Below are 20,864 nucleotides of genomic sequence, written 5' to 3'. Positions count from 1 at the left end.
TCGGTATCAATTGCCATGGATTTTCAGACAATAGTAATCATTTTCAGCTCAGTGAACATTTTAGCGGGTCTGATGCTGGCATATTTATATTTCGCTTTCAGGGATGTTCCATCCACTCAGGAGTGGGCAATCGGTGGTCTATTGATTGGAGCCGGTTGTCTATTAGTGGGTTTTAGAGGCGCAATTCCAGTTTTTGCATCTATAGCGGTTGCAAATGCTGCCATATTTTTTGGTTATGCATTTTATTATCGTGGTTTTGCTCTGCATGTTGGCAAATTGAAGCCATCAAAAGCACCTTTCTTGGTTTGCCTAGCTCTGACGGTAATTTTTATAGCACTTACAGACCCGACTTATCTTAGTTTGAGAATAATTATCTTCAGTATTGGGTTGATAGTTCTTCACATTTTTTCAATCTATGTGCTTTTGATTTGCTCTACAAAAAATGCAGCTCATAAGCTACTTCTCCTGGCTCTTTTTGTTGGTGGGGCAAGTCATATTTACCGTTTAGTAGTTTATGTATCTCAAGATATTGTCGAGCAAAACTTTGTTCAAACGGCTCAAATCTCAAATTTTGTTGTCTTTATAACTGGTACTTTTATTACGATTATGCTCACGACAGGCTGCACCCTTTTGATTTCTCTATCTTTGCAGACAAGACTCAAAGAAAATCTCGAAAGTCTTAGAAAGGAAAGCGAGGAGAAAAGTAAATTTTTAGCGATGCTTTCTCACGAAATAAAAACGCCGCTTTCTGTACTTAAGTCAGTAATCTCAAGTAAAAAAATAACCCCAAAGCTTGTTGAAATCGCAAACCAATCAGTGTTTGAGATTGATGCAATAATCACATCTAGCCAACTTGCTGATGAGATTGAGTCAAATTCAATCAAGGCTAAACTTTATACCGTTAACCTAAAAGAGGCTGCAGTTGAAACTGCTGAAAAGTTGAATGTTACGGGCTCAATAAAAATTGATTCACAACACTCTGATTTAGCTGAAACTGACCCTTTTTTGTTAAAAGTCATCTTGAAGAACTTGGTAGATAACGCCAATAAATATAGGAAGCCAGGAAGTCAGATAATTCTGAATATTTACAATGATTTAGAACTAGGTCATTGGTCTATAACCATTTCTAATGAGATTGTTGTTGGTCAAAAAATCAGTAAAAAAAATATAGTTAAGAAATATTATCGCGAACCACATTCTAAAAACCAGAGTGGCTCTGGGTTAGGTCTTTATTTGGTAAAGGGGTTTATGCCAATGCTGAATGGAACGATGAATGTAGAAATTGATGATAAAATCTTTGTCGTGAAGTTGAATTTTTTTCGGATTTCGAAAAACTAATCAAAAAACAAACTTCTTGGTTGGGCGTTGGCTTTTGTTAGAAAAGTCTAATGTGCGGTATTATAGTGAAATTCACTTAAGGCATAATGGTACTTGGTGATGGGCGATATTGCTAAATCAAGAAAAATAATTCTCATAGAAGATCATCATAACTTAAGAACAGTGATGAAGAACCTTTTAGAAGGGGAGGGTTTTGATGTAGTCGCTTTGGAATGTGCTGAAGATTTTGATGATGACTCAACTACCAGCGACGCTGATGCTTTCATAGTAGACTTAACACTTCCTGGGGAAGATGGCCTTAATTTTGTAGCCAGGCTAAAAAGGTCAAACCCAACTAGTTTTGTGGTTGTAGCAACTGCTCGAACCAGAGTTGACGATAGGGTTTTAGGCTACGCAGCTGGAGCCAATGTTTATCTTCAAAAACCGGTGGAACCTTCTGAGCTAATCTCAATTCTAAGATCACAATTTAAAATTGATGAAAATAAGAGTTCAGATGGCATCTTGGATGTGAAACGTCAGATTCTCAAAACAAAAATAGCAAAGATTAGTCTTTCCTATACGGAGACGCTCATTCTATCAAAACTTATCTCTGCACAGGGTCAGTTTTTAGAAAGCTGGCAATTGATTGCTCTTTTTAGTGATAACGATGATGCGTTCAGTTTGCCTGCCCTTCAAATGCGTTTGAGCCGATTACGACAAAAACTAGAGGATGCTGGATTAGGCAAGAGAACCATAAAATCAGAAAGGGGCTTTGGTTATAGACTAATAACAGAAATAACTTTAGATTAAGGGACAACCTTAGCGGTTCGCAGTCTCCTCGTAAGCAGTTTTAATTTAGATGCTTTTCCACACACTCTAACCTAGTTTAGTTGTGTTACCGCACTATCCAAACCAGATTTATGGTGAATATCCTGATATTTAACCAAGTAATCGGCCCCTTCTGAAGGCTCTAATAATGCCTCTTATTCAGGGTGTTTTTATGCTAACAAAAGACAATGTGACCATCGGTGTAGAATGGCGTTTCGGGGCAGAATGGCCTGGCCAGCGATGAGGTATAAAGCATCTACATCCTCGCAAAATTAAGGTGCAAGTAACGGCGGTTGCACGCCCCCGCAACCAATTTCCATTACACACTTTTTAACACACCAGACTTTATTCCATCTAAAACACTGATTTAAAATAGAAAAAATTAAAACAGTTTTATCATAATCCGCGTGTCGGGGGTTCAAGTCCCTCCTCCGCTACCAATTTTGGTTCCACACCTCCGAAAAGACACCCTCCAGTGGGTAGACACAAACATCACTTCAAAATCATCGTTAAAGGGACGATTTGTTGTTATTGTTGGTGTTTGGTCTACGTTTGAATTACATTAGAAAAATCTAATAAAAAGCAATAAAATCAATTACTTGACACCAATTCTTTGGTTAGACACAATATGTGTTGGTTAATCTCATTAAAAGAACAGGAATTAATAATGCCAAACAAAGACAATTATTGGGTAACTAGAGAAGGAATTGCATGGAAGGTGAAGCGAGAAGGTGCGGAGAGAGCATCTTCTTTGCATCCAACTCAAGCTGAAGCTTGGATTGAGGCAAAACGACTTGCAAGACTGTCGAAGGGTGAAGCAATACTACAAGGTGAAAACGGGAAAATTCGTGGGCGAAACAGCTACGGAAACGACCCATACCCACCAAAAGGATGACAAAAGTGACTGACTTCATTTACGTCGATAATTCTAACCTCTTCATTGAGGGGAAGCGTGTAGCTGCTGTTCGAAATGGTTTAGCTAGAGATATTCTTCAGGCTATGAACCAAGATATTCAAGACAATAGTTATTCAATTGACTTTGGAAAGTTGTACCAGTTTCTGACTGGAACAGATTGTCCGACTATCGGTCGGTGTTATCTACTAGGAAGTAGACCGCCGCCTAACGACACGCTTTGGGATATTGCAGAACGAGCGGGCTTTGAAGTGAAAGTGGTTGACCGCAACATCAGGAATAAAGAGAAGAAGATTGATACTGGTATAGCAACTGAAATGGTTGCAGATGCTCTTGAATATGCGAATAAAAAATTAGACACGATTACTCTTGTCGCTGGAGATAGCGATTACGTTCCGCCCATCGAAAGGCTTATCAATGCTGGTTTTAAAAATGTTGAAGTAGCTTTTTGGAATCAATGTGCAATTGAGTTGAAACAAATTTGTACGAAGTTCACAATCTTAGACAGTCATTTTGACCATCTTGCGTATCACAGACGATAGAAACCAAGCATAGTTTGGCACAGTTTCTCTACCACAATATACTTTTACCCTGCTCATCATTCTAATCAACATAACTTAAGCCTGACCTCTTAACAGCGTGTCTAACCTATTGTAATTAAGCGGAGATTACAGCTGGTACAGCGAAATCACAACCCGCGTGTCGGGGGTAAAAGTCAGTGCCGAAGCTACCATTTCTTTCAAAAACCCTCAACTTTTCTGCCACTTGACCGTCAGGTCAGGTTTGTCTCGTTTCTGGTTTGCTCATGCGATTGAACGATGTTCACGCCTGAAAGCGACAGGGTGTGACGACAGGGACGCGCACGCTCTGTTTGCCGCCGCCACTGGCATTGCCTCAGGATTATTCAGAGCGATCCGGGCTTGATCAGCCCACGGGGCCGATTTATGCTGGCAGGAGCGAGGTTCAGTATCGTGGTGCAGGCTTGAACAACTTTTCCGATTACCAGTCGAAACTGGATGAAGCCTATCAGGGGGAGTTCTACGGTCTTGCCATGTACCGCCGGATTGCCGATGCCCGCCCGCACCCCGATGAAAAAGAGAAATGGCGTCTTCTTGTCCGGCTTGAAGAGGTGACGCGATCCGTGCTTGAGCCGGTGCTCAAGCGCCATGGCATGGCGACAGATGCAAGGCCGGAAAGCCTCTGCGAAGGCGAGCGGGACGCCGAGGGGTACATGCACCTGCCCTGGGATCAGCTGATGCGGCGCTTCAGCGATGAGCTGGATGCAGATATCGACGAATATTCCGCCCTTCTTGCGATAGCGCCGCCCGGGGACCGGGAGGCCATCCGCTTTCTGGTTGATCATGAAATCGTCGCCAAGGCCTTCTGTGAGGGGGAGCTTGATGGCAGGCCTGATCAATCGGCAGCGCCCGTAGAAGCGCTCCTCGCCCGCGCCCCGTCGCTGCTCGCCCATCCCTGAAACCCGGCCCGCAAGAAGGCGGCATCCGTATCTCTGGCGTCCATAAGGGCTGGCCTAATGTTCCGGGAAGGGGTATTTCTAGGGAAATCGCAATCGGGACAGAATTATGCTCCACGCCATTTTCCTGATCCTTTTGCTGCAGCTGGCAGGTGAGGCCATCCAGAAATACTTTGAGCTTGCCGTGCCCGGGCCGGTGATCGGGTTGGTCATGCTTCTGGGGCTTCTCTTGTTCCAGCGCAAGGCTTCCGGCCCGATTGCGGTATTTCGCCAGGACCTCATCACCACATCCGGGACATTGCTCGGCCATCTTTCCCTTTTGTTCGTGCCCATAGGGGTCGGGGTGGTCATGCATTTGCAGCTGCTGGAAAGCCAGCTTGTGCGGGTGCTCGGGGTGATCGTTCTTGGCACCTTGGCAACGCTTGTCTTCACGGCATTTTTGTTCCAGGCATTGACCAGACGAGACGCAGATGAGTGATGCAAGCCGCCTTTATGACGTCTGGGTCTATCTGCAGGCCGAACCGCTCTTCTGGCTGACGCTGACGGTGGGATGCTATCTGGTGGCGGATTTCATCTACCGGGCAGCAAACCTGTTTCCGCTGCTCAATCCGGTTGCTGTCAGCGTTGGTCTTGTCAGCACCTGCCTCATCGTCTTTGACGTTGATTATGAACGGTATTTCAACGGTGCGAAATTCATCCATTTTCTGCTTGGTCCCGCCACCGTGGCGCTGGCGGTACCGATCTATCTCAACTGGAAGATTGTCATGGCGGAACGGCTGGCCATCCTTGCAACGGTTGTCCTTGGGGCGTTTTTTGCCATTGCCATCACCTTCGGGCTTTCCCTTCTGCTCGGGCTTGAGATGTCCACCATCCGGTCCTTGCTGCCGCGGAATGTGACGGCGCCTATCGCGATGGGAATCTCGGAGATGATTGGCGGCGTGCCCTCGCTGACGGCGATCATTACAATCGTGACCGGGATTGTTGGCGCCGCGCTGGGGACATTTGTTCTTGATCTGGCCCGGATCAGGGATATGTCGGCGCGGGGATTTGCCTTTGGACTTTCCAGCCACGGGATCGGCACCGCCCGGGCCATGAGCCGGAACAACACCGCCGGCGTTTTTGCTGCCGTTGCCATGGGGCTCAGCGGAATTGTCACCGCGTTCATGCTGCCGCTGCTGTTTCGCCTGCTGGGCGATATCCTCTAGGAGGGTGACGGGATTGAGGCGGTAAAGCCTGCCAGGCTTGAAAATAAGGAGCCAGCGCTTGGGGCTTCCGCAATTTTTTACCCTGAAAGCTCTTACGAATCATCTATAAAGGTATTAAAGGAGATTTCTGAGGCACCATGAAACGTCCCGTGTCATTACCCCGACAGAACCTGCCGCGTTCATGCTTGCGCAAGGGGGCGGTCTCCCCTCGGTATCTCCGCCTCGTTCCCTGCCTGCTTCTGGCGGGGATGGCCGCCTGCGCGCCCGCCACGACCCCGAAGCCGGATGCCTCGTTCAAGGGCAATGTCGTGCCGGAAGACCCGGTATCAGGTTACGTCACCTGGGATAGTCAGGGCAGGCTTGATATCGCTCCGCCTCTTGAGGTTCTTCAGGAGATCAGAACACGGTGCCAGGAAAAAGGATATGATCTTGGATACGTGACCTCGATTTCACTTGATGAAACCATGATCAGGTCGGCGTTTGACTGCCGCGGGGCCAGCTAGAAGATCAGGTGAAAATATTTTCGATGAGCAGGCGTTTCTCAAGCCATTGCTGGGTGGTGATCCCCGGCATGACAGGCTTGCGGTAGCCAAGCGCTTCGTAGAGATCGCCCGGGCCATCGTCGTGCTCCGGTGCCTCATCTTCAAGGTGCTCATCGCGCCTCGGGTTGCGGCGCATGCCGGCATTGTTATGTGCGATCGGTGACAGTTCCATACCTGTCTTAACGACCGAAATGAGGCGAGGTTTATACCTTCACCCTGATCAGGCCAGAGTTGGCCACAACATTTGGGTTTCGTGATATTCGCTGGCCCGGATCAGGAGGTTCCAGCGCAGAATATGCGGGGGTGAGCTAAAGTTTTCCGCCGCCGGTCGTTTATGGATATACGCATGAATATATCTCCCCCTTGTCAGAGCCAGGCTTGCCTGGCTCTTTTCTCAGGGGTTGAGCATTTTCCGGAAAAGCACCACCCTGTCCCATTTCCCTTTGAGATGAGGCTGGCGCGCCCTTACCGCGGCAAGGGGATCGGCCTCAACCTGGCTGGCGCTGACCGGCCGGGGGGAGGGGGCGACTACCGGAGCATCCATGATCACGGCGGGCGTGATGCTGGCCGGGGCCGGGATGGCTCTGGTGCTGGCGGTGTTGGGCTGGGCGGTCACTTCTTGGGGTGGGCTGACGGAGGTGAGATCGGCATCACCGGCAAGGGCCTGCCAGACATCATAGACACGGGCAACATAAGGGGTATTCGCCTTCGGGTCGGCGTTATGGTAGCGCCGGATCGCCTGATCAAGGCTTCCATGCTGGGCCGAGAGATCGGCAAGAAAGGCGGCGGCATAGGCGATATTGCTTGGCGGGTCGGCCATCTCATCAAGGCTGCTGAACGCATCGCCATGCCAGAACAGGCTGATCTGCATGCAGCCGAGGTCCATGCGCCTGTCCCCTTTTTCGATATGTGAGCGGGCATAGGCCAGCATCTCGTCCTTGGTCTCGAAAAAAAGCCCCTTGCCATCGTGATTGATCGTCCAGGGCCAGCCCTGCCGGATTCCCTCGGCATTGGGGCGGCCGGATTCGACCCGGGAAATTGCCGTCAGCACCCCCGGAGGCAGGTCAAACGCCTTTTCAAGGTCAGGCGTATGCGCCTCGCAGATGCTTTCATAGGATGGATGCTGGTGGCGGGGAACCATGGGCTGGGCTATCGCCTCAAGCGCGGCAATTCCAGCCAGAACAGCGGCAAGGAAAACGGCAAATCTCGATGAATACACAGGCATCATGTGAAGATGGGTGCAATCTCCATGCCAGGGGGAAGTATCCGGGAGAGGCTAAAACAGGGGCTCATCCGGTCGTATAGTCTGATATCGGGAAAGCGAAAGGGTGTCTCATGGGCGAAGTTATCTATCTTAATAAACAACGCCCTGAAATCGCCAAGATGACCGATGATGACAACGGCTCGCTTACCGAAGCTGAAATCGCGCGTCTTGAAAATATTCGCGATAATATAGAAGAGCTTCTGCATATGGTTGCCGGCCTCAGGCGTGATCCCAACGCGGTGGCGCTGGCGGCGGCGCGGTTCGGCATCATGCGGATGACCCAGATCTATGGCCGCGCCTATGTGATGGAATTCACCAGAAGATGCGTTGAAAACATGGAACTGGCGGAAACATTCCGTGCCGATTGATGGATTTTTTCCCATAGTATAAACTCGGGGCCAATCGTGTTTGAGACAGCCCGGGTGTACATATCATGATCACGCAACAACGCATGCTTCAAATTCTTGAACGCGGCAGCAAGGATGACCGCGCAAGCATGATGGTGGACCGCCTGCTCGGGTTGCTGATCATCCTCAATATCGTTGCGATCTCGCTGGAATCTATCGACCGTCTGAGCATTGCCTATGCCGATGAGTTCTTCGCCTTTGAGATGCTGTCGGTCACCATCTTCGGGATCGAATATCTGCTGCGCATCTGGGCGAGCAAAGCCAATGAGACCAGCAAATACACCTCGGCTTCCGCCCGGCGGCTCGAATATATCTTCAGTTTCACCGGGCTGATCGATCTTCTCGCCATTCTGCCGAGTATCCTGCCGCTTTTCATCGGCGACATGGATCTGCGCTGGCTCCGCGCCATGCGTCTTGTCCGGCTCTTCAAGATCTCGCATTATTCCTCGGCGCTCGAGGATCTCTTGACGGCGGTCAAATCCGAGCTCAGTTCTTTTGGCGCGGCGATGTATCTTTTGCTGATCGCGCTCTTCATGTCGAGCGCGGTCATGTATCTGGTGGAAAACGAAGCCCAGCCGGACAAGTTTTCCTCCATTCCCGAGACGATGTGGTGGTCGCTGATCACCCTCACCACCGTCGGATATGGAGATGTCTCGCCGATCACGCCGGTCGGCCGGATCGTCGGCGCCATCACCGCGCTCATGGGGGTATGCGTGGTGGCGATGCTGACAGGTATCGTTGCCTCGGCCTTCTCCAACCAGATTGCCCAGCGCAAGATGATCATCGAGGCCGAGATCGCCCACGCCCTCAGCGATGGCCTTTTGACCGAGGACGAGATGGAGAAAATTGAGCAGATGCGTCGTGAGTTCCACCTTTCCGAGGAACATGTCAACGCGCTGATCACCGTGCTGAAGGAACGCGACTGAAACCGCTTCGGTCCGGCGGGTGATTTTCACGCGCGCGGCTAACATTCCTCTTCCTGTGTCGTTTATTCACCGTAGAGGAAGCTGATATGAAAACACCGTTGCGCGTGGATGCCGAAGCGCTGGCCTATCCACGCCAGATCATTGACAAGGGCAAGGCGATCATCACCGCCGGGGCGTCCACCGACCAGGCGTATTTCCTGCTCGAAGGCAGCGCCAGGGCCCGGCATCCTATCGTCAATGAAGGCGAGCTCCTGGCAGGGCATTTTCTCAGCTTTGTCTCTTTTCTCGCACTGGAGAGCTACGAGGCAGATGTGCTGGCGACAAGCCGGTGCGAGGTGCTTGTCCTGCCGCGGGAGCTGGTGGAAAACTGCTGGCAGGATGAAGACAGGACAAGCTGGGTATTTGCCCGCTCCCTTGCAAGCGATACGGTCAAGAAAAACATGACCCCGGACAAGGTGGTGGCATGAGCACGCAGATCCCTTCAGCCCGCATGATGGATGGCGAAGTCCTCTTCCGCGAGGGTCGGCCGGCGGATTTCTTCTATCTTGTCGAAGAGGGGCGGGTGCTTGTGCTTGACCGGCCGGGATGCAATATCCTCCGCTTTTATGAAAAAGATCAGCTTTTCGGCATCCCCGAAGTATTGGCCGGGGCGCTGTGGCCGCATACGGCGGTGGTCTCGGGCCAGACCGTGATCCGGGCGTTTCCGGCGCGGCTGTTGTTTGAGCGGGTGGAAAAAATGCCGGCCTCGCATCAGGATTTCATCAATTCGATGGCGGCGCTCGGTACCTGATTGGCACGGATCATGCAATCATCGGCTTGACGAACCTGAAAGGGAGCAAGCCCATGAATGATCATAATGTGAAAGATATCATCAAGGAAGACGGCATCACGTCGTCGGAGATGGGGGTAAATTTTGTCCATTACAATGATCAGGAAGAGGTCACCAGCCGCGAGACGGTGCCGCTTGCCCGTTATCTTCAGGATTTCGGCCTGACGAGTGAGGCCTTCCTCGCCCGCCATCAGAAACTTGGTGTCCGTCGGCGCTAGGCTTTTTCCGGGCAGGGCCTTGCGGGCCTAGCCAATCATCTTCATCCGTGCCAGACGACGACGTTCCGACGAGGAAGGGATACGCATCATCTCCCGATACTTGGCAACGGTACGGCGCGCCAGCGTAATGCCCTGATCGCTGATCGCCTCGGCGATATCGTTGTCGCTGAGCGGTTTGTTCGGGCTTTCGGCTTCGATCAGGCTCTTGATCTTGTTGCGGACCGCGGTGGCGGCCATGCCTTCGTCGCCGTCGTCGGTGGCAATCGACACGCTGAAGAAGGATTTGAGCGAATAGGTGCCCCGGGGGGTGTGGATGACGGTGCCGTTTGTCACCCGGCTGATGGTGCTTTCATGCATGCCGACGGCTTCGGCAATCGTCTTGAGCGACATGGGTTTCAGCGCATCCAGGCCATGGTTCATGAAATCCTGCTGCAGGCGGATGATCTCTGCGCAGATCTTCATGGTGGTCATGTTGCGCTGTTCGAGCGCGCGCTTGAGCCAGCGGGCCGAACCGATGGCCGTGCCGATAAAATCGCTGCTGTTCTCGTCGCGCTTGCGCTCAAGGGTTTTCTCGATATCCTTGGCGTAATTCTCGCGGATATGGATGGTTGGCAGGGTGGACCGGTTGAGCTCCACCGCCCAGCCGTCTTTGGTCTGGCGGACAAGCACATCCGGCTCACCCAGGGGCGGCAGGTCATTGCTGTAGCTTTCACCTGGCTTCGGGTTATAGCTGCGGATCAGGCGCAGGGTGTCAAGGATATCGTCCTGGCTGCAATCGGCGAGGCGTGCAAGTGCGGCGATCTCACCTTTGCCCAACAGCTCGATATGGTCGAGAACCGTTGCCATGACCTGATCATATTCGCCGTTGTCTTTTGCCTGCAGCGCGAGGCATTCCGAAAGACTGCGGGCAAAAATCCCCGCCGGTTCAAGTTCCTGCAGTGTGTTGAGAACCTCCTCAAGACGCTCGAGGCTGATGCTGGTGCTGGCGGCGATCTCATCGAGCGGCTGGTCCAGCCATCCCGTCGGCGACAGAAGATCGGTGAGCATATAGGCAATGGCTCGGTCACCGGGGTCAATGGCAAGGTCGATCTGGCGGAGCACCATCGCATGCAGGCCATCATCCGGATTGGCCAGCCGCGCCATCATGTCCTCGGCTTCGCCGTCAAACGCGGAACGGGCAGGCATGTTTTCAAGCGAAGAATACCGGTTGTCGAGATCGGCATGCGCCGTCGGGTCATCCTGAAGGGCATTGTTGCCCGGCGTCATGTCGGCCACGTCTCTCGGCATGTCGTGATCGGCAGGTTCGGCCTGATCGGGCATATCCCGGGCATCGGCCGCACTGTCTTTGTCGGCATTGGCGTCGCGGACATCGAGGAAAGGGTTTTCCAGCGCCTGTTCTTCAAGAAAGGCCCGGATTTCAAGATTGGTCATCTGCAGCAGTTTGATGGCCTGCTGCAACTGGGGAGTGATAATGAGCGATTGTTTCTGCTGTGCCCTGATAACTGGTTTCAACTGCATGATACCCTCCACATGTTGTCTTTATGGAGAGCATGGGGGAAATAATCAGGCCTTCAAAAAAGAATATTTGACGAGCAATTTTGTCAAAAAAAGAATAAAAATATAATTATATTTCAGTAAGATAATAATTATTCATTAATTTATTATTAACATAATGTCAATTTTTCAACCTCCCTCTGGCCCGCAATCATGGTATTGTTCTTGCATATCGGGACGGGAAGCTCCGGGTATTGGGGCCGATCTGCCGCATCGGGCCTTGCACCCGGCAAGCACGAGGAAAACAAAAGAGATGATCACGCTCAGCCGGACCAGACCAAGCCGTTACACCGGATGCCAGCGTTGCCGGATCATCCGGCTTTTCATGCTGACGGTTTTCATGATGGTCATTCTCGGCCTGCTCGCCACCGACAAGATGCAGTATCTGCAGTTTATCACGGCGGAAGGTGCGGCGCTGGCGATCTGGGTTGTTGGCGGTGCCGGTTTTGCCGTCAAGCTCTTCTTGTGGCGACGTGAACGCCGCCAGGCGTCTAGCGATCACGAACAAGCCTGACGGCCATCTCCTGAAACGGGAAAAATCGGCCATAGGTATAGCCGTTGATGAAATTCACCGTATACATATGACGTGAGGCGTAGGGGTTTGTCTCCCCGGTCCAGTAAGGTTCGGGTGAGGTATTGGGAAACGCCTCCTGATCGATCTTCACCGTCCCGCATTCCATGCAGATCAGCCCCTTGAGTTCGGCCAGCGACGGCAGCCGCCATTCCCCGCCAAGCTGTTCATTGGCAAGGCGGATGGCTTCCTTGATGCTTTCCTGGTTGAGTTTGACAATCTCGCCGATGCAGGTTTCGCCGTTCCAGTTCTGGCCGACGCTGCAGCGGAGCCACTCCACCCCATGGCTGAGGTCGATCACGAGATGCTCGCGCGGCATGAAGACACTTGAAGCAGAGGCGGAAGACACCGAAAGGCTGTTCACAGAGACCAGCACGGCAAGCACGACCTTCGACGCAATACGCTGGAATGAATTCATGGATACACTCCATTTTCAACATTAGTGTTCTATTATATAGTAGAACCGGCAAGAGGGGACCTGCAAATTTTGGACCATTTTCATCCTTCCTTTTCAGGTTGGTATCATTATTGCAGGATCACTGGCTGAGTTTACTTGAACGTCACGGTTTTTAGCTATGGATATTGCATCATTAGTAGGTTTTCTGGGCGCGGTCGGCATGATTGTCGGGGCGATGATCTCCGGTGGTGGCGTCGGGCCCTTTATTGACGTGCCATCCATTCTCATCGTCTTTGGCGGGACGTTCTTTGCGGTGATGTACACCGCCCCGCTCGGGGTCTTTCTCGGCAGTTTTGGCGTGATGGCCAAAGTCTTTCTGCCGCCGGTGAAAAAACAGGATGAACTGGTCACCCGCATGGTCGAGCTTGCGGGGATTGCCCGTAAAGACGGCATGATGGCGCTTGAAGGCCAGGATGTGCCGGACAAGTTTTTCTCCAAAGGGCTGCAGATGCTGGTCGATGGCGCCGATGAGTCCAAACTGACCACCCAGCTCAATCAGGAAATCAAGGCGATGCGGTCGCGCCACGAAGCCAACCAGGGCGTGCTCAAGGCCTGGGTGGATCTGGCCCCGGCCATGGGGATGATCGGCACGCTGATCGGTCTCGTGCTCATGCTCGGGAACATGGCGGATCCGAAGGCGATTGGCCCGGCGATGGCGGTGGCCTTGCTGACAACGCTTTACGGGGCGTTTATCGCCAATATCATGTTCGCGCCGATGGTCACCAAGCTTGAGGGCTACACCGCCTATGAGACCGTCTATCGCGAGATGGTGGTGATCGGGCTCAAGAATATCGCCCGCGGCGAGTCCCCGCGTAATATTCAGGATCAGATGATCGCCAACCTGCCGCCGAAACTGCAGGAAAGCGTGGCGGCAGCGTAATGCTGCGGCCGCAATCCGGAACCAATCGAGGGTAGCATCATGGCAGCTGAAGCCGAAGAAGCTATTGAAGAAGAACAGCAGGACGAAGAATGCCCCAAATGCCCCCCTGTCGGGGCCCCGGCATGGATGGCCACCTTTGCGGATATGGCAACCCTGCTGATGGCGTTCTTCGTTCTCATCCTGTCTTTTGCCGAGTTCAACGTGCCGAAATTCAAGCAGATTTCCGGCTCGCTGAAAAATGCCTTTGGTGTCCAGCGGATCATCCCGATTGTCGAACAGCCAAAGGGCACCACCGTCCTTTCCCTTAATTTCAGCCCGTCCCCGGCGCCGTCGCTGACCGACGACATGACCCAGCAGACAACCGATGTGACCAAGCCTGATCTCGACGTGCAGCAGAAGAGCAACGACGGCGAAGGCACGGATGGCAGTGCCGATGATATCCTGAAAGCTCTTGAAGATGCCATCGCCCGCGGCGATATCGAGGTCGAAACCCTCGGTGAGAAAGTGGTGGTCAATTTCACCGCAACCGACACCGAACAGCAGAATCTGCCCCAGATGCTCAAAGAAACCCTGAACGCGCTTGAAGCGGCCAAAGAATCCGCGGGCAAGGCAGATCAGGACGTGCTCTTTGGCGGGCTTGAGCAGAAACTCAAGCAGATGATCGCCGCCACCGAACAGGCCCAGCAGCAGCAGGCGGAAATCGCCAATGCCGCTTCCGAGGCGGCGGAAAAGGCTGAAAATGCCAATCGCCGGGCTGAAATCGCCGAAGATGAGCTCAAAATCGCGCTCAAGCAGCAGATCGATCAGGGGCTGGTCGATGTGGAACGCATCGATGACAAGGTGATTATCACCGTCGGTTCAGGCGGAGCCTTCCCTTCAGGTTCGGCGGCCCTGACCCCTCAAGCCAGAGAGATCATGGAAAAGATCGCCGGTGCCAGCGCCGACAGCAAGGGCAAGATCAAGGTTTCGGGCCATACCGATAATGTGCCGCTGATCTTCGGCTCGAACTTCCGCGACAACTGGGATCTTGCGGCTGCCCGTTCCGCCAGCGTGGTCCAGGCGCTCGAGGATACAGGTGCCGTCAGCGCCGGCAGGCTTGAGGCGATCAGCTTCGGTGAAACCCAGCCGATTGAAAGCAACGATACCGCCGAAGGTCGCAACAAGAACCGCCGTATCGAGATTGAGATCAACTACTGATCAGGCCGCGCCCGGCATGGCCTGATCCACTCAAGGCATCGTTTGACGCATGACCTCTCCCCCGGTCCTGTCAGGGCTGGGGGTTCGTCTGGCCCATAGGGAATGCCGGGGGCTGATCCGCCGCGCTGGTAATACTTTGCCGGGCAGGTTCGCCGAGGGCAGGGGGCAGATTTAGCGAGAGCAGGTCGGATGAGGGGGCAGGCCCGCGTGCTCCATACCTGATCCCCCCCCCGCCTCTGATCCCCCGCGCCTCTGATCCCCCCCACCTCTGATCCCCCGCCCCTCTGGTCCTACCCGCCTGATACCCATTCCTGATAGCCCATCTCCCCGAAGGCCGCCGGTCCATGGCAGCTGCCGTGGGGATGGCCACATCTCAGCGGTTGAAATGGAACCGGCGGCCTTACGGCCATGTTGATTTGACCCCTTGGGCTGGTTTGGCTGGAGGTGCGTTTTCCCGCCGGAAAAACACATGCGCCGGAAAGGCCTTCCCGGAAGCTGGGCGCGAAAGGCAGAATCCGGGCCTTGAATACCCGGGTGAGCGATTGAGAAGGGGAGGCAAGGCGTCCGCTATGCCCCGGCGATATGCCCCGGCGATATGCCAGGGTGCTATGTCAGTCGGGGCTGCATTCCGGGGCGGCGGCCCGGGGTTACATTCCGGGGATGGAAGATCTGCGGCGTTTCTTCTTTGGTGCGGTTTCTTCGATGACAGGTTCGCCGACCTGCGAGTTCCTGAACCGTGTCTTGGGGTCGAATTTGCGGCAGATTTGCTGCACTTCCTTAACGTCTCTTGCCGCGATGACCACCCACATCTGATATTCTTTATAGATGATGAAACTGCGCAGCATCATGAGATATCCACGCTTGAAATAGAGCGACATCAGGATATAGGCGATGATGAAAAGAGCCCAGTGAACAACAAAAGTGATCGCATAGATCGCCATCACCGCCATCAGAGGCTCGATAAGCCGATGCTGAATAAGCCAGAGCGGCGGCGCGATAAAAGCCAGTTGTGAAGGGCTTGTATCAATGATCTCGCATCGCCTGGCAAAGTTTCGCAGCACTTCGAAAACAGAAAGTTCCTCTCGTTTCGGGAAGGTGAAGTTTTCAAGATCCTTGCTGATCTGCTCGATATTCTCCGGGCTGGCAAATTCAAGCGTCACCCCAAGCGGGCCAAACCCGATGACATGGAAAATCGCTCCATCACGCCAGATGGTCAGCAGAACGCCATTTTCCTCATCGCATTCTTCCATGACGGTCTGAAATTCGATGATGCCGCCACGATAGATCTGGCTGTCGGTGCCGATGATCACATCCCCGACGGCCAGCCGCAATGTTCTGGCCCGGGAGATGGTGTTGACTTCCTTGATCGTCAGAAAACTGCTCTGATGGGCCATCCCGCCTGTCGGGGTGTCATCCGGGCGGGCTGACGCGTCCATTGCCGGGTTTTCATCTAGCATGTGCCAACCCCCTTTTCGGGAAGGATATCAGAAAATCAGGGATATTTGATGCTGTTCTTGCTGTCTTCGATCTGCTGAACGATCGCCATATTCTGCCGAACCATGGCATTGAGCAGCTCGAGCAACTCACCCTGGCGACTGTAGATCGCTTTCAGCTGGCGGCCGTCATCCATGCCGCTTGCCATGGTGGTGATACCTTCGATGGTCTTTGTTTCCATGGATTTGATCTGGGCCAGAAGTTTGCTGTTCTGGTTGCTCATCTCGGTGCTGATCCCCTTGGCGACCGAAACCGACATGGATTTATTGCTGGCCTGCACGGCATCGGAGGTGGCCTTCATGCTGGCAACGATGCTGTCGCGGGTGAGGGTGATGCCTTCGTTCAGCGACTGCAGCTCGACGATCAGCTGGTTATTCTGGGCAACGAGCGATTCCTGGGTTTTGAGGGCGGATTCAAGACTGTTCAGCGTATTGTTCACCTGATTGACGTTTTCGGCGAATACCACCAGGGCTTCACGGCTTGTGGTGGTGATCGATTTGAGATCAGACATGGTCCGGAAATAGATCAGCCCGGCAAAGACCGAAGCTACCAGCATGCCGGTCACGGCGCTGAAAAAGATAATGGTTGTCGCGCGATGGATCTTTTTCACGTTTTCCTCCAGCGTCCTGTTGCTGTTTTTGATCTTGCTGAATTCCGCGGTTACATCAGTTGCCGCATCAGCCGCATCAAGCGCCAGCTTTATGCTGTCCTGAATTTCCTTTGGTCGCATGCTCATCTGCGTCTCCTTATGGTCTTCTGCCCGGATGTGTCAGAAACCTGTTGCTTGACAAAATATGCACATTCCGTGCCAGTCACCTCGAAAACCGTTATCGAAGGCAGCCTTGGCCCCTTGAACCCGAATTTCCGGCAGGCATAGGGGCGCGGTGTCTCATAGGTGATGTAATGATGGATGCAGTCAAAGCAGTTCACCCGCCTTCTGGTCTCCGCAACGGATCTCCGGGGTTTATTTCGCATCGTCTCGCCGCCTTTTCCGTTGCTGGTACCTCATCGCCATCTGCGCCAGACGAAAACGCATCGCCCCGAGATAGCAGAGCAGGGCCGCAAACCAGGAAAGCCAGGCCCGCATCATGTCCCCTCCATCCTTCCAGTCAAATCCCGAAAGGGTCAGATAGACGGCAACACCAAAGAAGGAAATGGTGCTGATCAACTCGCCGAGGCTGTGGTGACGATAACGTGGCATATGTCTTCCCTCTATCAGTTCAACGCCTGACCATGTTCGTCGAACATCATGTCCTGCGGCAGGACAACTTCAGGCTCGGGCATGATTTCGCCCCGGTCAACGCGGTAGATATAGGCCAGCACCACCGCCACGGCATTGTATAGTTTTTCGCTGATTTCTGCACCGATATTCCCGGTGAAATACAGCGCCCTTGCCAGCAGCGGGCTCTGGAAGATGGTGACATGATGCTCTTTTGCCCGCTCGATGATGCGTTCAGCCAGCACGCCCTTGCCCATGGCAAGGATGACCGGCGCGCCGCCCTCTTCGGCGACATAGCGCAGGGCCACGGCAAAATGGGTCGGGTTGACAATCACCGCCGTGGCATCGCGGACATCCTCGAGCGCCTCACGCTGGCGTGAGCTTTGCTGGGATTGTTCCATCTGCATGCGCCGGATCTTGGCCTTGACTTCGGGTGATCCTTCGGTTTCCTTCATCTCGTCCTTCATTTCCTTTTTCGACATGCGCATCGACTGCATATGGGTGTGCCGCTGCCAGATATAATCGATCACGGCAATGATCAGGAGCGCCAGAACCATGGCGCCGAGGAGATACTGAAATCCCTGCAGCATCACCATGAGGGACTGGTTGAGCGTGCTCTGCGCCAAGGGCAGCACCGTTGGCATGAAGATGGAAATGAACACCCCGACGATCGTAAAAAGCAGAATGACCTTGAGCAGCGATTTGCCCAGTTCCACCAGCCCTTTCATGGAGAAGATCCGCCCAAGCCCTTTGATCGGGTTGAGTTTGTTTCCCTTGAAGGCCATGGCCTTTGGCGCAAAATTGATTCCGCCGACCGCGGCCTGGGTAAGGAGAACGATGATGAGCATCGGCACGCCGGTGATCAGGATGAAGACGATATAAGACCAGTAAATCGACCGGACCTTGGTCAGCCACAGCCCTTCCAGCATTTCGGCGTGATCAAGCACAAAGAGATCCGACCAGATATCAAGCATATACTGCCCGTAAAGAGGGATGGTTGAGATCAGGGCCCAGCCCATGGCGATGCCGGTAAAGACAAACATCTCTTTTGATGAAAGAACCCGCCCCTCCTCGCTGGCTTTATCCAGTTTTCGCTGGGAGGGGTCTTCGGTCTTTTCCTGGCTGTCGTCTTCTTCAGCCATGGTGCATATCTCCCATCATCTGGTGCAGGTGCTGGATCGCCTCATCGGTCAGATTGACCATGGCCACGCCGAGGAAATCCGCCGAAAAATAAAGAATGACGAACACACCCATCAGCGAAATCGGAAACCCGAAGGAAAAGAGATTCAACTGCGGCGCCGCCCGGGTGACAATGCCGATCGACACATTGATGAAAAGCAGGATCATGGTGATCGGCACCATGATCATGGTGGCGGCGAAGAACATCGACCCCGCCGCCGCGATCCCGGACCTGACCATGACTTCGGTATCCGGGCTGAACCCCACCGGCATGATCCGGTAGGATTCAAGCATCGAGCGGATGGCGATCAGATGGCCGTCAACGCTGACAAATACGATCATCAGAAAGAGATAGAGGATCTGGCTCACCACGGGTGTCTGGCCACCGGCATTTGGGTCGATCTGGGCGGCATAGCTGAGCCCCGAGGAAGAGGCGATCTTTTCCCCGGCCAGCATGGCGGCACCGAAGAAGATCGTCATGATCAGCCCGGCCGCAAGCCCGATGCTGATTTCCGCCATGATGATGACAATCACCTGCATCGATGCCACCACCTCCATCGGCAGAAGCGGGGCATTGAGCGCAATGGCGGTGGCCAGCGAAATCGACATGATGATCCGGACCTGAAGCGGCACCCAGCGCGAGCCGAAAAACGGCGCCGCTATCATGAAGGCGCCAATACGAAGACTGCTGATAAAGAAATTGGTAAGATAGGCCATGACGATCTGGAGATCCAGACCCGGCAGGGAGGGGTCGGTTGCCCCGGCAATGACCATTTCCTTGATCATCACCTGATCGCCACAATCTGATCAAAGGTGACGGTGAAGAAGGCGGACAGACTGTTCAGCATATAGCCGGAAAGAAGCCCGAAGACGATCAGCACCACCACAAGTTTCGGCACGAAACTTAGCGTCATCTCGTTGATCGAGGTCGCTGCCTGGATAATGCCGATGGTCAGGCCGATCCCGAGCGCCACGGCCAGAAGCGGGCCTCCGGTCATCAGAATCTGCAGGAACATCATCTGCAGGAAATCAACATTCTGGTCAAAACTCATGGGTCTTTATCCTTTGCGACAGGCCGTTAAGGAACAGAATAGGTGGCAACGAGCGAGCTGACGGTCATGGCCCAGCCATCCACCAGCACAAAAAGCAGCAACTTGAAGGGCAGGGAGACAAGCATCGGGCTCAGCATCATCATCCCGAGGGACATCAGCGTCGAGGCGATCACCATGTCGATCACCAGAAAGGGCAGGAACAGAAGAAAGCCGATCTGGAAGGCGGTTTTCAGCTCGGAGGTGATATACGCCGGCAGAAGCACGGAAAACGGCACATCGGCATTGCTGGCGTAAGGCTCATCCCCCGCCATTTCGGAGAACATGGACAAATCATTGATCCGTGTATTTTCAATCATAAACGCCTTGAGCTGGACGCTCGCCGTCTGCAGCGCGGTCAGCGCATCCATCCTGCCGTCAAGGTAAAGCGAGAGAGATTCATCGTAGATCACGGTGAAGGTCGGCGCCATGATGAAGAAGGTGAGGAACATCGCAATGGCGATCAGCACCTGATTGGGCGGGGTCTGCTGGGTGCCCATCGCCTGACGCAACAGGGAAAGAACGATGATCACCCGGGTGAATGACGTCATCCCCAGTACAAGCGAAGGCAGCACCGTCAGCGCCGTCATCAGCATCAGGATCTGCAGCGACAGCGAATAGGTGGCCGTGCCGTTGCTGTTATCGCTGACCGTCAGCGCCGGCAGGCCGCCAAAACCCTGATCAAGGCCGCTCTGGGCCAGCGCCGGGCTCATGGAGATGAACGCCGCTGCCAGAACAGCGCCGAAGGCAGTCATGATTTTGGGCGTCATGTTCATTTGTCAAATCCCAGAAGCGGGTTGCGGGACCGGGCCTTTTTCATGGCCTGAAGGAAGGGCTCTGCCATCGAATTCCTGCCCGTATCTTCCGCCCCGGCCTGGGATCGGGTCGGCGTCGCCTTTGGCAAGGCGGCAGGTTTCGGCGCAGATTTGCGTGCATCTGTTCCGGTATCTTCAAGCGGGACGACCACCGGCTGCTGGTTTTTGGAGGTGATGATGGCGTATTGGATGGTGTCAATCGTCACCAGTTTGATGCGTTCCGTCGCGCCGATGGAAGTATCCTCGATCAGCTTGATCCGGCGCTGGCCGCCCAGTTGCGAGGCCAGCGGGTCCCTAAAGCGGCGCACCAGCACCATCAGGCCAATCAGCGCAATCAGGAAAAGCCCGACAATGAGAAACTGGTTTGTTGCGAATATATTGGTCATGGTTACCCCGCCACTTACATGGAAGAGGCAAGGCAAAACCCATGCCAGATCAGAAAACTATATTATAACTATCTGTATATATTGGAAAAATTATTAAAAAA

Annotated in this window: 28 protein-coding genes; 16 read left to right on the top strand and 12 right to left on the bottom strand. The window is 53.4% G+C overall.

The genetic code is table 11. From position 1 onward, the window contains the following. Positions 1 to 15: 15 nt before the first annotated feature. The 8 genes from AB8880_08575 (at position 16) to AB8880_08540 (ending at position 6,240) form a co-directional block, all read left to right on the top strand. Positions 16 to 1,338, top strand: coding sequence for a sensor histidine kinase (locus AB8880_08575; protein XDZ64979.1), 1,323 nt, complete (start codon positions 16 to 18; stop codon positions 1,336 to 1,338). A 99-nt stretch (positions 1,339 to 1,437) separates the two neighbouring features. After that, positions 1,438 to 2,127, top strand: a complete 690-nt coding sequence (locus tag AB8880_08570) for a response regulator transcription factor (protein XDZ64978.1) — start codon at positions 1,438 to 1,440, stop codon at positions 2,125 to 2,127. Between the two features lie 685 nt (positions 2,128 to 2,812). Next, positions 2,813 to 3,040, top strand: a complete 228-nt coding sequence (locus AB8880_08565) for a DUF2188 domain-containing protein (protein ID XDZ64977.1) — start codon at positions 2,813 to 2,815, stop codon at positions 3,038 to 3,040. A gap of 5 nt (positions 3,041 to 3,045) precedes the next feature. Further along, the gene (locus tag AB8880_08560; protein ID XDZ64976.1) at positions 3,046 to 3,600 is read left to right on the top strand and encodes an NYN domain-containing protein; all 555 of its coding nucleotides are present in this window, start codon (positions 3,046 to 3,048) and stop codon (positions 3,598 to 3,600) included. Between the two features lie 302 nt (positions 3,601 to 3,902). Next, positions 3,903 to 4,535, top strand: a complete 633-nt coding sequence (locus tag AB8880_08555; protein XDZ64975.1) for a hypothetical protein — start codon at positions 3,903 to 3,905, stop codon at positions 4,533 to 4,535. 106 nt (positions 4,536 to 4,641) lie between these two features. Beyond that, on the top strand, positions 4,642 to 5,010 hold the full coding sequence (locus tag AB8880_08550; GenBank protein XDZ64974.1) for a CidA/LrgA family protein: 369 nt from the start codon (positions 4,642 to 4,644) through the stop codon (positions 5,008 to 5,010). Further along, positions 5,003 to 5,737 (top strand): LrgB family protein, encoded by a 735-nt coding sequence (locus tag AB8880_08545; protein ID XDZ64973.1) that lies wholly within the window; start codon positions 5,003 to 5,005, stop codon positions 5,735 to 5,737. The genes AB8880_08550 and AB8880_08545 overlap by 8 nt, the downstream gene beginning before the upstream one ends. A gap of 137 nt (positions 5,738 to 5,874) precedes the next feature. Beyond that, positions 5,875 to 6,240 (top strand): hypothetical protein, encoded by a 366-nt coding sequence (locus tag AB8880_08540; protein ID XDZ64972.1) that lies wholly within the window; start codon positions 5,875 to 5,877, stop codon positions 6,238 to 6,240. Between the two features lie 4 nt (positions 6,241 to 6,244). Here the strand turns inward: AB8880_08540 and AB8880_08535 are convergent, their stop codons facing one another. After that, on the bottom strand, positions 6,245 to 6,451 hold the full coding sequence (locus AB8880_08535; protein ID XDZ64971.1) for a hypothetical protein: 207 nt from the start codon (positions 6,449 to 6,451) through the stop codon (positions 6,245 to 6,247). 222 nt (positions 6,452 to 6,673) lie between these two features. Next, the gene (locus AB8880_08530) at positions 6,674 to 7,507 is read right to left on the bottom strand and encodes a hypothetical protein (protein ID XDZ64970.1); all 834 of its coding nucleotides are present in this window, start codon (positions 7,505 to 7,507) and stop codon (positions 6,674 to 6,676) included. 107 nt (positions 7,508 to 7,614) lie between these two features. Between AB8880_08530 and AB8880_08525 the strand changes: the two genes are divergently transcribed. The 5 genes from AB8880_08525 to AB8880_08505 all read left to right on the top strand — a co-directional run bounded on the left by AB8880_08525 (position 7,615) and on the right by AB8880_08505 (position 9,923). After that, positions 7,615 to 7,911 (top strand): hypothetical protein, encoded by a 297-nt coding sequence (locus AB8880_08525; protein ID XDZ64969.1) that lies wholly within the window; start codon positions 7,615 to 7,617, stop codon positions 7,909 to 7,911. 65 nt (positions 7,912 to 7,976) lie between these two features. Continuing rightward, positions 7,977 to 8,876 carry an ion transporter gene (locus AB8880_08520; protein XDZ64968.1) on the top strand — a complete coding sequence of 300 codons (900 nt, stop codon included), beginning with the start codon at positions 7,977 to 7,979 and terminating at the stop codon, positions 8,874 to 8,876. Positions 8,877 to 8,962: 86 nt separating this feature from the next. Then, the gene (locus AB8880_08515) at positions 8,963 to 9,343 is read left to right on the top strand and encodes a cyclic nucleotide-binding domain-containing protein (GenBank protein XDZ64967.1); all 381 of its coding nucleotides are present in this window, start codon (positions 8,963 to 8,965) and stop codon (positions 9,341 to 9,343) included. Continuing rightward, positions 9,340 to 9,666, top strand: a complete 327-nt coding sequence (locus tag AB8880_08510) for a Crp/Fnr family transcriptional regulator (protein XDZ64966.1) — start codon at positions 9,340 to 9,342, stop codon at positions 9,664 to 9,666. The genes AB8880_08515 and AB8880_08510 overlap by 4 nt, the downstream gene beginning before the upstream one ends. A gap of 53 nt (positions 9,667 to 9,719) precedes the next feature. Further along, the gene (locus AB8880_08505; GenBank protein ID XDZ64965.1) at positions 9,720 to 9,923 is read left to right on the top strand and encodes a hypothetical protein; all 204 of its coding nucleotides are present in this window, start codon (positions 9,720 to 9,722) and stop codon (positions 9,921 to 9,923) included. A 27-nt stretch (positions 9,924 to 9,950) separates the two neighbouring features. On the opposite strand, the gene rpoN is transcribed toward AB8880_08505, so the two are convergent. Next, positions 9,951 to 11,441 carry an RNA polymerase factor sigma-54 gene (gene rpoN / locus AB8880_08500; protein ID XDZ64964.1) on the bottom strand — a complete coding sequence of 497 codons (1,491 nt, stop codon included), beginning with the start codon at positions 11,439 to 11,441 and terminating at the stop codon, positions 9,951 to 9,953. Between the two features lie 289 nt (positions 11,442 to 11,730). Here rpoN and AB8880_08495 point away from each other — a divergent pair, with 289 nt between their 5' ends. Further along, the gene (locus AB8880_08495; protein XDZ64963.1) at positions 11,731 to 11,991 is read left to right on the top strand and encodes a hypothetical protein; all 261 of its coding nucleotides are present in this window, start codon (positions 11,731 to 11,733) and stop codon (positions 11,989 to 11,991) included. Here AB8880_08495 and AB8880_08490 read toward each other — a convergent pair. Further along, positions 11,969 to 12,466, bottom strand: a complete 498-nt coding sequence (locus AB8880_08490; GenBank protein XDZ64962.1) for a DUF1566 domain-containing protein — start codon at positions 12,464 to 12,466, stop codon at positions 11,969 to 11,971. The genes AB8880_08495 and AB8880_08490 overlap by 23 nt on opposite strands. A gap of 157 nt (positions 12,467 to 12,623) precedes the next feature. Between AB8880_08490 and AB8880_08485 the strand changes: the two genes are divergently transcribed. Continuing rightward, positions 12,624 to 13,385: a motility protein A gene (locus AB8880_08485; protein ID XDZ64961.1), complete on the top strand. Its 762-nt coding sequence runs from the start codon at positions 12,624 to 12,626 to the stop codon at positions 13,383 to 13,385. Positions 13,386 to 13,424: 39 nt separating this feature from the next. Next, complete coding sequence (locus tag AB8880_08480; protein ID XDZ64960.1) at positions 13,425 to 14,582, top strand: OmpA family protein; 1,158 nt, start codon at positions 13,425 to 13,427, stop codon at positions 14,580 to 14,582. A 647-nt stretch (positions 14,583 to 15,229) separates the two neighbouring features. On the opposite strand, the gene AB8880_08475 is transcribed toward AB8880_08480, so the two are convergent. The 8 genes from AB8880_08475 to AB8880_08440 all read right to left on the bottom strand — a co-directional run bounded on the left by AB8880_08475 (position 15,230) and on the right by AB8880_08440 (position 20,763). Further along, positions 15,230 to 16,039 carry a hypothetical protein gene (locus AB8880_08475; GenBank protein XDZ64959.1) on the bottom strand — a complete coding sequence of 270 codons (810 nt, stop codon included), beginning with the start codon at positions 16,037 to 16,039 and terminating at the stop codon, positions 15,230 to 15,232. A 35-nt stretch (positions 16,040 to 16,074) separates the two neighbouring features. Continuing rightward, positions 16,075 to 16,812: a hypothetical protein gene (locus AB8880_08470; protein ID XDZ64958.1), complete on the bottom strand. Its 738-nt coding sequence runs from the start codon at positions 16,810 to 16,812 to the stop codon at positions 16,075 to 16,077. Positions 16,813 to 17,040: 228 nt separating this feature from the next. Next, entirely contained in the window at positions 17,041 to 17,277 is a 237-nt protein-coding gene (locus AB8880_08465) for a hypothetical protein (protein XDZ64957.1), read from the bottom strand. Between the two features lie 14 nt (positions 17,278 to 17,291). Then, on the bottom strand, positions 17,292 to 18,437 hold the full coding sequence (gene flhB / locus AB8880_08460) for a flagellar biosynthesis protein FlhB (protein XDZ64956.1): 1,146 nt from the start codon (positions 18,435 to 18,437) through the stop codon (positions 17,292 to 17,294). Continuing rightward, positions 18,430 to 19,260: a flagellar biosynthetic protein FliR gene (fliR, locus tag AB8880_08455; protein XDZ64955.1), complete on the bottom strand. Its 831-nt coding sequence runs from the start codon at positions 19,258 to 19,260 to the stop codon at positions 18,430 to 18,432. Before fliR ends, flhB begins: the two co-directional genes overlap by 8 nt. After that, positions 19,260 to 19,526, bottom strand: a complete 267-nt coding sequence (locus tag AB8880_08450) for a flagellar biosynthetic protein FliQ (GenBank protein ID XDZ64954.1) — start codon at positions 19,524 to 19,526, stop codon at positions 19,260 to 19,262. Before AB8880_08450 ends, fliR begins: the two co-directional genes overlap by 1 nt. A gap of 26 nt (positions 19,527 to 19,552) precedes the next feature. Then, positions 19,553 to 20,275: a flagellar type III secretion system pore protein FliP gene (gene fliP, locus AB8880_08445; protein ID XDZ67051.1), complete on the bottom strand. Its 723-nt coding sequence runs from the start codon at positions 20,273 to 20,275 to the stop codon at positions 19,553 to 19,555. 59 nt (positions 20,276 to 20,334) lie between these two features. Continuing rightward, on the bottom strand, positions 20,335 to 20,763 hold the full coding sequence (locus tag AB8880_08440; protein XDZ64953.1) for a hypothetical protein: 429 nt from the start codon (positions 20,761 to 20,763) through the stop codon (positions 20,335 to 20,337). Positions 20,764 to 20,864 lie beyond the last annotated feature (101 nt).

The organism is Alphaproteobacteria bacterium LSUCC0684, from assembly GCA_041228335.1.
Classification (GTDB): Bacteria; Pseudomonadota; Alphaproteobacteria; order Puniceispirillales; family UBA1172.
This window is presented reverse-complemented; position numbering and strand designations above follow the sequence as displayed.

Excerpts from the sequence above, each read along its gene's own strand:
- flhB (XDZ64956.1), bottom strand. The coding sequence starts at position 18,437 with ATGGCTGAAGAAGACGACAGCCAGGAAAAGACCGAAGACCCCTCCCAG.
- AB8880_08470 (XDZ64958.1), bottom strand. The coding sequence starts at position 16,812 with ATGAGCATGCGACCAAAGGAAATTCAGGACAGCATAAAGCTGGCGCTT.
- AB8880_08515 (XDZ64967.1), top strand. The coding sequence starts at position 8,963 with ATGAAAACACCGTTGCGCGTGGATGCCGAAGCGCTGGCCTATCCACGC.
- AB8880_08510 (XDZ64966.1), top strand. The coding sequence starts at position 9,340 with ATGAGCACGCAGATCCCTTCAGCCCGCATGATGGATGGCGAAGTCCTC.
- fliR (XDZ64955.1), bottom strand. The coding sequence starts at position 19,260 with ATGATCAAGGAAATGGTCATTGCCGGGGCAACCGACCCCTCCCTGCCG.
- AB8880_08570 (XDZ64978.1), top strand. The coding sequence starts at position 1,438 with ATGGGCGATATTGCTAAATCAAGAAAAATAATTCTCATAGAAGATCAT.
- AB8880_08440 (XDZ64953.1), bottom strand. The coding sequence starts at position 20,763 with ATGACCAATATATTCGCAACAAACCAGTTTCTCATTGTCGGGCTTTTC.
- rpoN (XDZ64964.1), bottom strand. The coding sequence starts at position 11,441 with ATGCAGTTGAAACCAGTTATCAGGGCACAGCAGAAACAATCGCTCATT.
- AB8880_08540 (XDZ64972.1), top strand. The coding sequence starts at position 5,875 with ATGAAACGTCCCGTGTCATTACCCCGACAGAACCTGCCGCGTTCATGC.
- AB8880_08505 (XDZ64965.1), top strand. The coding sequence starts at position 9,720 with ATGAATGATCATAATGTGAAAGATATCATCAAGGAAGACGGCATCACG.
- AB8880_08450 (XDZ64954.1), bottom strand. The coding sequence starts at position 19,526 with ATGAGTTTTGACCAGAATGTTGATTTCCTGCAGATGATGTTCCTGCAG.
- AB8880_08520 (XDZ64968.1), top strand. The coding sequence starts at position 7,977 with ATGATCACGCAACAACGCATGCTTCAAATTCTTGAACGCGGCAGCAAG.
- AB8880_08535 (XDZ64971.1), bottom strand. The coding sequence starts at position 6,451 with ATGGAACTGTCACCGATCGCACATAACAATGCCGGCATGCGCCGCAAC.
- AB8880_08475 (XDZ64959.1), bottom strand. The coding sequence starts at position 16,039 with ATGCTAGATGAAAACCCGGCAATGGACGCGTCAGCCCGCCCGGATGAC.
- AB8880_08495 (XDZ64963.1), top strand. The coding sequence starts at position 11,731 with ATGATCACGCTCAGCCGGACCAGACCAAGCCGTTACACCGGATGCCAG.
- AB8880_08480 (XDZ64960.1), top strand. The coding sequence starts at position 13,425 with ATGGCAGCTGAAGCCGAAGAAGCTATTGAAGAAGAACAGCAGGACGAA.
- AB8880_08575 (XDZ64979.1), top strand. The coding sequence starts at position 16 with ATGGATTTTCAGACAATAGTAATCATTTTCAGCTCAGTGAACATTTTA.
- AB8880_08490 (XDZ64962.1), bottom strand. The coding sequence starts at position 12,466 with ATGAATTCATTCCAGCGTATTGCGTCGAAGGTCGTGCTTGCCGTGCTG.
- AB8880_08530 (XDZ64970.1), bottom strand. The coding sequence starts at position 7,507 with ATGATGCCTGTGTATTCATCGAGATTTGCCGTTTTCCTTGCCGCTGTT.
- AB8880_08565 (XDZ64977.1), top strand. The coding sequence starts at position 2,813 with ATGCCAAACAAAGACAATTATTGGGTAACTAGAGAAGGAATTGCATGG.
- AB8880_08545 (XDZ64973.1), top strand. The coding sequence starts at position 5,003 with ATGAGTGATGCAAGCCGCCTTTATGACGTCTGGGTCTATCTGCAGGCC.
- AB8880_08550 (XDZ64974.1), top strand. The coding sequence starts at position 4,642 with ATGCTCCACGCCATTTTCCTGATCCTTTTGCTGCAGCTGGCAGGTGAG.
- AB8880_08525 (XDZ64969.1), top strand. The coding sequence starts at position 7,615 with ATGGGCGAAGTTATCTATCTTAATAAACAACGCCCTGAAATCGCCAAG.
- AB8880_08465 (XDZ64957.1), bottom strand. The coding sequence starts at position 17,277 with ATGCCACGTTATCGTCACCACAGCCTCGGCGAGTTGATCAGCACCATT.
- AB8880_08485 (XDZ64961.1), top strand. The coding sequence starts at position 12,624 with ATGGATATTGCATCATTAGTAGGTTTTCTGGGCGCGGTCGGCATGATT.
- fliP (XDZ67051.1), bottom strand. The coding sequence starts at position 20,275 with ATGAGCCCGGCGCTGGCCCAGAGCGGCCTTGATCAGGGTTTTGGCGGC.